This window comes from Streptomyces sp. P5F9, from assembly GCF_057961495.1.
This window is the reverse complement of sequence record NZ_JBXVPZ010000431.1, coordinates 1-8,145: the sequence shown is the minus strand read 5'-3', so window position 1 is coordinate 8,145 and position 8,145 is coordinate 1. Positions and strand designations below refer to the sequence as shown.

Sequence of the window (8,145 nt, the reverse complement as noted above, 5' to 3'; positions counted from 1 at the left end):
GACTCGGGGAGCAGGGCGGGGGCCAGGGACAGGACGATCACCGCGAACACGGTGAGCAGGGCCATCGTCGAGCGCCAGCCGAGGGTGTCGGTGAGCACGCCGCCGGCCACCATGCCGGTCGTGTAGCCGAGCGAGAGCAGGGTGCCGGAGATGCCGAGCGCGCGGTCGCGGGCCGGGCCCTCGGGGAACGTGGTGGTGAGGAGGCTCATGCCGGTGGGGACGATCGTCGCCGCGCCCAGGCCTTGCAGCGCCCGGCCCGTCAGGAAGGACGCCGGGTCCCAGGCGAAGGTCGCCAGCAGCGAGGCCGCGCCGAACAGGGCCAGGCCGGTGAGGAACAGCCGGCGGCGGCCGTAGAGGTCGCCGATGCGGCCGAACAGGAGCAGGAAGCCGCCGGACGGCAGCGCGAACGCGGTGACCGCCCACTGGAGTCCGGACTGGCTCATGCCGAGGTCGGCGCCGAGGGTGGGCAGGGCCACATTGAGGACGGAGAAGTCCAGGGCGACCATGAACTGGGCCGCGCAGAGGACGAAGAGGACGAGCTTGTCGCGCGTCGAGAGTTTCGGAGTGCCGAGTGGTTCGTGGATGGTGGGAGTGGTCGTGTCGGTCGCCATGGGAAGAGCTTCCGGCCGTCGGAATAGTCGTGGGGAGCCGGAAGTTGTCCTGGTGGTGGCACCACCAGGCAGCACGAGGGGGATGTGTACGTGGCTGAGGATGCCCTGAAGAGCCGTCGGCTGAGCGAACTGCGCGAGTTCCTGATGAGCCGCCGGGCCCGGGTCTCCCCGGCCGAGGCGGGGCTCCCGGACGGTGGAGCGCGGCGCCGTACGCCGGGGCTGCGGCGGGAAGAGGTCGCCGTGCTCGCGGGCGTGGGCGCTTCCTGGTACCAGTGGCTGGAGCAGGGGCGGGACATCTCGGTGTCGCCGCAGGTCCTCGACTCCGTCGCCCGGGTGCTGCGGCTGAGCAATGCCGAGCGGCGGCATCTGTATGTCCTGGCCGGGTTGAATCCGCCCGCGGCCGAACCTGCTGCCGATCACGGATGTGAGGGCATGCGGCGGCTCATCGACGCGTGGATGCCGTTTCCGGCGCACATCATGGACCGCTACTACAACTGCGTGATCTACAACGACGCGGCGGGCTGGGTGCTCGGCATGCGGCCCGAGAACACGCAGAACTGCCTCGTCGACTTCTTCACCGACCCGCTCTACCGGGCCCGTTCGCAGAGCTGGGAGCGGAACGCGCGTACGGTCGTCGCGCAGTTCCGGGCGGCGTGCGCGGACCGGCCCGACGACGAGGGGTTGCAGGCCGTGCTGGCCGAACTGACCTCCGTGAGCCCGGAGTTCGGGGAGTTGTGGGCGCGGCGGGACATCCAGGACGCCGGGGTGATCCGCAAGGAGCTGGACCATCCGCTGGTCGGTCTGCTGTGTGTCGAGTCGACGGCGTTGAAGGTGCCGGCGCGGCCCGATCTCACGATCGTGCTGCACACGCCGTTGGACGAGGCGAACACCGTGGGGAAGCTGGAGTGGCTGGCCTCTCCGGAGGGGCGGCGGGGTGCGATGTACCCCGTGGCCGGATAGCGCTGGTACTTCTTCGTATGCTCTGGTCATGACCGAGAGCAGCGCGCTTGATCCCGAGGACCGCAAGATCGTCACCCTGGCCCGTTCGGCTCGGGCCCGTAATGGTGTGCCAGAGGGCGCGGCCGTACGGGATGAGACGGGGCGTACGTATGTCGCCGGGACGGTTGCCCTTTCGTCGCTGAGGCTGAGCGCGTTGCAGACGGCTGTGGCCATGGCTGTGGCTTCCGGGGCGAAGTCGTTGGAGGCGGCGGCGGTCGTTACTGAGGCGGAGTCTGTGGCTGCGGAGGATCTGGCGGCTGTACGGGATCTGGGTGGGGCGGAGACCCCGGTGCACGTGGCTTCGCCGGACGGGGTTGTCCGTCTGACGGTTGCTGCTGGCTGAGGTGGTGCTGGGGGCTGCGCCCCCAGACCCCCATCGGCCCTGAAGGGGCCTCGTCCTCAAACGCCGGACGGGCTGAAATTTGCCGACCTGCGCTGAAAAGTGCCCGCCCTGTCCGGAAGTAACCCGTCCGGATTTCGCCCTTGCTCTCCCCCCGTCCCCCGCGCATCAATGGAACCGTAGTTTCCGACGGACCGTCAGATTCTCGCTCTCGTGGCGCACCGCACCGCGTCCGGGAGGGGGCTCTGAGGTGTTTCTCCCGTCCATCCCCACATGGCATTCCCAGACACGGGAAGGGAACCAGACCCATGAAAGGCAAGCTGAGAAGCAAGCGGATCGGTACCGGTGCGGCACTGGTGACGGGGGTCCTCGCGGCCGCCTCGCTGGCGTTCGCGCCCAGCGCGCTCGCCGTCACTCCCCAGACGGCGACGATCACCGCGGACTGCGGCATCTTCGGCGGTGGTGCGGCCACGCTCACCGCCACGCAGGACGGCACCGCGGCCACGGTCACCATCACCTCCTCCATCACGGCGCCACTCGCCCTGTCGCAGGACTCCATCTCTTCCACCTTCACGTTCGAGAACGCGAGCGGTGGCACCACCGTCTTCAGCGGCACGAAGAACCCGGCCATGGCGACCGGCGACGCCGTCACCGTCGGTCCGCTCGACGGGACCGTGGCCTCCGGTGACAGCCTGGAGGCGTACGGCGGGTCGCTGCAGATGACGATCTTCGGGGTCGCCGTCACGTGCACGGCCACCGGACCGCAGTCCCCGGGTCCGTTCGTGTTCGACTGAGAAGTCGGCCGGGAAGTCGGCTGAGCAGACGTCTGAGAATTCCCCCCACGGGCTCAACTGGGCCGTCGGTTCCCGCCGTTGGCGAGAACTGACGGCCCATCAGTTTATTTCACCGTGTCCATTGACTTCTCACGCGATCCCCACATCAATGCCCCCTGTGGGCGCGGACGAGCCGCTGCGCCCATCGTCCTCAGGAGGGGGCACAGCCATGGCTACGACATTCCGAAGACGCCGTTGGGCGTCGTTGCTCGGGGTGACCGCGCTCGCGGTCGCTACGGGCGGTGCGCTGGCCTGTCCGGCCGGCGCGTCCACGAACGTGGACTTCGCCACGCACTGCATCCCGCCGGCGGTCGCGGGCATCCCGCCGATCGACGGCACCACGACCGCCGCGATCACGGTGGACAACACCGCGCCGAAGGTCGGCGACACCGTCACCGTGACGTACACGGTGGTCAAGCCGGCCGCCAGCAACCCGACCGCGATCGCCCTGCCGGCCGACATCATGACGCCCACCGGGAAGGTCACCCTCGGCGGTGCCCAGACCGGCAGCGTCACACTGGCCGGGCCCAAGAAGAACGACCCGGTGCCCGGCAACGGCGCCTTCCCGTCGTTCTCCATGACCGGCACCTTCACGGTCACCACCCCGGGCGCGATCACCCTCTCGCCCGGCGACTACAACATCCACACCAGCTACATCCTGGAGCTGGACACCCCCTGCACGGTGACGAACCCGCCGGCGCCGGTCTCCGAGACCGTCACCGCGACCGCCACCACCCCGGTCAACACCCGTGCGATCAGCCTGGGTTCGGCCTCCGGGAACGCCGGCGCCGGCGTCACCGTGACCGGCAGCAACTTCACCCCGGGTGCCACCGTGACCCTGGCCGGACGGTCCGGGACCGCCCAGACCGCGGATACGGCGACCGTCACGGCCAGCGCGAGTGGTGCCATCAGTGGTTCTCTCGTCGTCAACGACAAGACGACCACCGGGGTCGTGGCCTACGAGGGCAGTGCGTGGAGTGCTGACCTCGGTGCCGGGCCCGCCGCCTACGTCGTCAACGACACCACGCCCGTTCCGCCGGGGAGTCAGAAGCTGACGACCACCGTCAAGGCGGGCACGCTGTCGATGGCCCAGGCCGGGGACGCCGTGGGCCTCTCGGCGGTCGACTTCGGCAAGGGCGGTGCCTCCACGGGCGCCCTGAACACGGTGACGGTCCAGGACTTCCGCGGCGGACCCGCGGGCTGGTCCCTGACCGGCAAGGTCACCGACTTCACCGGTCCCGGCGCCAAGATCGGTGCCGGGGCGCTGAGTTGGACTCCCGCCTGCGCCACCAAGGCGGGCAGCCCGAGCACGTGTGTCGGCGGTTCGGCGGGCACGGTGGGCAGTTCGGGAGCGACGCTCGCGTCCACGCCCGACGGCACCGTCACCGGCGGTCAGTTCACCGTCGACGCCGGACTCTCCCTGAACGTACCGGCGTTCACGCCTCCGGGCTCGTACTCCGGCGTGCTCACGCTGACGCTCACCTGACCGTCCGACTCACCTCCGGTGGCCGGGCGCCCGCACCCGCCCGACCGCCACACACCTCGTCCGTGGGGGTCCGCACCCATGCGCAAGCTGTACGTCCTCCTCCTGAGCCTCTGCCTCGGCCTCTGTTCCGGGGTGCTCGCCGCACCCTCCAGCTACGCGGCGGACAACGGCAGTTGGTCCGTCTACCCGGCCGCCTCGCAGGTCGCCGCGCGGCCGTACTTCTATCTCTCCGCCGACCCCGGCCAGACCATCCAGGACAAGGTGGTCGTCGCCAACAAGACGGCGAAGCCGCTGACTTTCCGGCTGTACGCGGCCGATGCCTACAACACCGCGCGTGACGGCGGGTTCGCCGTGCGGACCGTGACGGAGACGATGCGGGGCGTGGGCGCCTGGGCGAAGCCCGCCAAGTCCCGGGTAACTGTGCCCGCCCACAAGACAGTTACCGTGCCGTTCACGCTGCACGTGCCCGAAGGGGCCGAACCGGGCGACCACCCGGGCGCGTTGGTCGCCCTCGACGAACGCGTCGACAAGGGGGACGGATCGCTCGCGCTCGGCGTACAGCGGGCCGTCGGCGCCCGCGTCTATCTCCGGGTCAGCGGACCGACGCTGCCCGCACTCGCCGTGGAACACGTGCATGTGTCCCATCACCAGCCGCTGGTACCGGGGTTGGGGGACAGTGACGCGACGATCTCCTACACGCTGCACAACACCGGGAACGTCACCCTCGATCCGAAGGTGACGTTGAAGGCGCAGGGGTTGTTCGGGCGTACGTTGCTGTCGCGCGGACTGACCAGGATTCCGGCCGAGTTGCTGCCCGGGCAGAGCGTGAAGCTGAGCGAGCCGTGGAAGGGGTCGCCCCAACTCGACTGGGGGGACATCACGTTGACCGCGAGCGCGCCGGGCACGAAGCAGTCGGCGAGCGCGTCGTTCTTCGCGCTGCCGTGGCTCGCGGCGGCGCTGCTGCTCGCGGTCGGGTTCGTCGGGGGAGTGCTGGCGGTCAGAGCGCGTCGGGGCCGCGTTCGCCCGTCCGAACCCGTACGACCGTCTCGACCGGGATCGACCACACCTTCCCGTCCCCGATCTTCCCCGTCTGCGCGGCCTTGACGATCGCGTCGATCACGGCGTCCGAGTCCGCGTCGTCGACGACGACCTCGATCCGCACCTTGGGGACGAGGTCGACGCGGTACTCGGCGCCGCGGTACACCTCGGTGTGGCCGCGCTGCCGGCCGTAGCCGCTGGCCTCGGTGACGGTCAGGCCGTGCACGCCGAGCTCCTGGAGCGCCGTCTTGACCTCGTCGAGGCGGTACGGCTTGACGATCGCGGTGATGAGCTTCATGCCTGGGAGTTGACCTTCTGAGCGGAGGAGGCGGAGGTGAGGGATGTGCCGACCGGGGCTCCATGGCCCAGGACGCCGTGATCGTATGCGCTCTCGGCGTGCACCGTAAGGTCAAGCCCGGTCCGCTCCTCCTCTTCGCTCGCCCGCAGCCCCATCGCCTTGTCGAGCAGCTTCCCGATGCCGTACGTCACGAGGAACGCGTACGCCCCTACGGCGGCCACGGCCACCAGCTGCTTGCCGAGCTGGGCGAGCCCGCCGCCGTAGAGGAGGCCGTCCGTCTTCCCGGTCAGCTCGGTCGTGGCGAAGACGCCGATCAGGAGGGTGCCGATGACGCCGCCGACCAGGTGGACGCCGACGACGTCGAGGGAGTCGTCGTAGTTCAGCCTGAACTTCCAGCCGACCGCGTACGAGCAGACGGCACCGGCGGCGAGGCCGATGACCAGCGCGCCGAGCAGGGAGACGGAGCCGCAGGACGGGGTGATCGCGACCAGGCCGGCGACCGCGCCCGAGGCCGCGCCCAGGGTGGTGGGGTGGCCGTCGCGCTTCTGCTCCACGAAGAGCCAGCCGAGGAGGCCGGTGCAGCCGGCGGTGAGGGTGTTGAGGAAGGCTGCGGCGGCGAGGCCGTTGGCGCCGAGCGCGGAACCGGCGTTGAAGCCGAACCAGCCGAACCAGAGCAGGCCCGCGCCCAGCATCACCATGGGGAGGTTGTGCGGGCGCATGGCGTCCTTCTTGAAGCCGAGGCGGGGGCCGACCACCAGGCACAGGGCCAGGCCCGAGGCGCCGGACGTGATCTCGACCGGGAGTCCGCCCGCGAAGTCGAGGGCGCCGAGGTGCGCCGCGATCCAGCCGCCCGGGCCCCATACCCAGTGCGCGACGGGAACGTATACGAGCAGCGCCCAGACGGGGACGAAGACCAGCCACGCGCCGAACCGCACGCGGTCCGCGACCGCGCCGCTGATCAGCGCGGCCGTGATGATCGCGAAGGTGAGCTGGAAGGTGGCGAAGAGGAGGGTGGGGACGGTGCCGTGGACGGCGTCCGGGCCGAGGCCGGACATGCCCGCTTGCTTCAGGCCGCCGATGAGTCCGCCGCCGACGTCGTCGCCGAACGCGAGCGAATAACCGGCCGCCAGCCACACCACCGTGACCAGGGCGATCGACACGAAACTCATCATGAGCATGTTGAGGACGCTCTTCGTGCGGACCATGCCGCCGTAGAAGAGAGCCAGGCCCGGGGTCATCAGCAGGACGAGGGCGGTGGCGGCGAGCAGCCAGGCGGTGTCGCCGGTGTCGATGCGCCCGGCGGCAAGGGCGGTGGCTTCGGTGACGGCTTCGGTGGCGGAGAGGGGCACGGTTGTCTCCAACGATGTGGGGGCTCGTCAGAGGGTCACCGGTGCGGGTTTCCGGTTGCGCACGGGGGTGTTTCCGTGACGTTTCATTGCGGCGGGGTTTCCGGAAGCTCACCGTGCCGGGCTCGGGTGGACTGTTGTGCGGCGGGAGCTTGTGGATCAGGGACAATGGGCGCCATGAGCGTTCGTACCCCGTCATCCAAGCCGTCCGAGGCCCCTCACCGCGCTGGCTTCGCCTGCTTCGTGGGCCGCCCCAACGCGGGCAAGTCCACCCTTACGAATGCTCTGGTCGGCCAGAAGGTGGCGATCACCGCCAACCAGCCGCAGACTACGCGGCACACGGTGCGCGGCATCGTCCACCGGCCGGACGCGCAGCTGATCCTGGTGGACACGCCTGGACTGCACAAGCCGCGCACGCTGCTCGGGCAGCGGCTGAACGACATCGTGCGGACGACCTGGGCCGAGGTCGACGTCATCGGTTTCTGCCTGCCCGCGAACGAGAAGCTCGGCCCGGGTGACCGTTTCATCGCGAAGGAACTGGCGTCCATCAAGAAGACGCCGAAGATCGCGATCGTCACGAAGACCGACCTGGTCGACTCGAAGACCCTTGCCGAGCAGCTCATCGCCATCGATCAGCTCGGCAAGGAGCTCGGCTTCGAGTGGGCGGAGATCGTGCCGGTGTCCGCGGTCGCGGACCAGCAGGTGGATCTGCTGGCCGATCTGCTCATTCCCCTGCTGCCGGAGGGGCCCGCGCTGTACCCCGAGGGCGACCTCACCGACGAGCCCGAGCAGGTCATGATCGCGGAGTTGATCCGGGAGGCCGCGCTGGAGGGGGTTCGGGATGAGCTGCCGCACTCCATCGCCGTTGTGGTGGAGGAGATGCTGCCCCGCGAGGACCGGCCTGCGGACAAGCCGCTCCTCGACATCCATGCGTTCGTGTACATCGAGCGGCCCAGTCAGAAGGGCATCATCATCGGGCCGAAGGGCGCGCGGCTGAAGCAGGTCGGTATCAAGTCGCGTAAGCAGATCGAGGCGTTGCTGGGGACGCCGGTGTTTCTCGACCTGCATGTGAAGGTCGCGAAGGACTGGCAGCGGGATCCTCGGCAGTTGCGGAAGTTGGGGTTCTAGAGGGGGAGTTGGGGGCTCCGAGGCTTTTCTCGCCCCCGCCGCCCCTACCCGTCCCATCTTCAAGGG

Annotated in this window: 9 protein-coding genes; 6 read left to right on the top strand and 3 right to left on the bottom strand. The window is 69.6% G+C overall.

From position 1 onward, the window contains the following. A partial coding sequence (locus tag AC31A1_RS41415) for an MFS transporter (RefSeq protein WP_489658245.1) occupies nucleotides 1-611 on the bottom strand: 611 nt, incomplete at its 3' end. A 144-nt stretch (nucleotides 612-755) separates the two neighbouring features. On the opposite strand from AC31A1_RS41415, the gene AC31A1_RS41410 reads away from it, so the two are divergent. The 5 genes from AC31A1_RS41410 to AC31A1_RS41390 all read left to right on the top strand — a co-directional run bounded on the left by AC31A1_RS41410 (nucleotide 756) and on the right by AC31A1_RS41390 (nucleotide 5,373). Continuing rightward, entirely contained in the window at nucleotides 756-1,571 is an 816-nt protein-coding gene (locus tag AC31A1_RS41410) for a helix-turn-helix transcriptional regulator (RefSeq protein ID WP_489658246.1), read from the top strand. A 28-nt stretch (nucleotides 1,572-1,599) separates the two neighbouring features. Next, a complete protein-coding gene (locus tag AC31A1_RS41405) occupies nucleotides 1,600-1,953 on the top strand; it encodes a cytidine deaminase (RefSeq protein ID WP_489658244.1) in 354 nt (117 codons plus the stop codon). A gap of 305 nt (nucleotides 1,954-2,258) precedes the next feature. Beyond that, nucleotides 2,259-2,744 (top strand): hypothetical protein, encoded by a 486-nt coding sequence (locus AC31A1_RS41400; RefSeq protein ID WP_489658243.1) that lies wholly within the window; start codon nucleotides 2,259-2,261, stop codon nucleotides 2,742-2,744. A 208-nt stretch (nucleotides 2,745-2,952) separates the two neighbouring features. Then, nucleotides 2,953-4,269, top strand: a complete 1,317-nt coding sequence (locus AC31A1_RS41395) for a beta-xylosidase (RefSeq protein ID WP_489658242.1) — start codon at nucleotides 2,953-2,955, stop codon at nucleotides 4,267-4,269. 78 nt (nucleotides 4,270-4,347) lie between these two features. After that, nucleotides 4,348-5,373, top strand: a complete 1,026-nt coding sequence (locus AC31A1_RS41390) for a WxL protein peptidoglycan domain-containing protein (RefSeq protein ID WP_489658241.1) — start codon at nucleotides 4,348-4,350, stop codon at nucleotides 5,371-5,373. Here the strand turns inward: AC31A1_RS41390 and AC31A1_RS41385 are convergent. Further along, a complete protein-coding gene (locus tag AC31A1_RS41385; protein ID WP_200682139.1) occupies nucleotides 5,267-5,605 on the bottom strand; it encodes a P-II family nitrogen regulator in 339 nt (112 codons plus the stop codon). The genes AC31A1_RS41390 and AC31A1_RS41385 overlap by 107 nt on opposite strands. Beyond that, entirely contained in the window at nucleotides 5,602-6,954 is a 1,353-nt protein-coding gene (locus AC31A1_RS41380; RefSeq protein WP_489658240.1) for an ammonium transporter, read from the bottom strand. The genes AC31A1_RS41385 and AC31A1_RS41380 overlap by 4 nt, the downstream gene beginning before the upstream one ends. A 165-nt stretch (nucleotides 6,955-7,119) precedes the next feature. Between AC31A1_RS41380 and era the strand changes: the two genes are divergently transcribed. Then, the gene (gene era / locus AC31A1_RS41375; RefSeq protein WP_199811129.1) at nucleotides 7,120-8,079 is read left to right on the top strand and encodes a GTPase Era; all 960 of its coding nucleotides are present in this window, start codon (nucleotides 7,120-7,122) and stop codon (nucleotides 8,077-8,079) included. Nucleotides 8,080-8,145 lie beyond the last annotated feature (66 nt).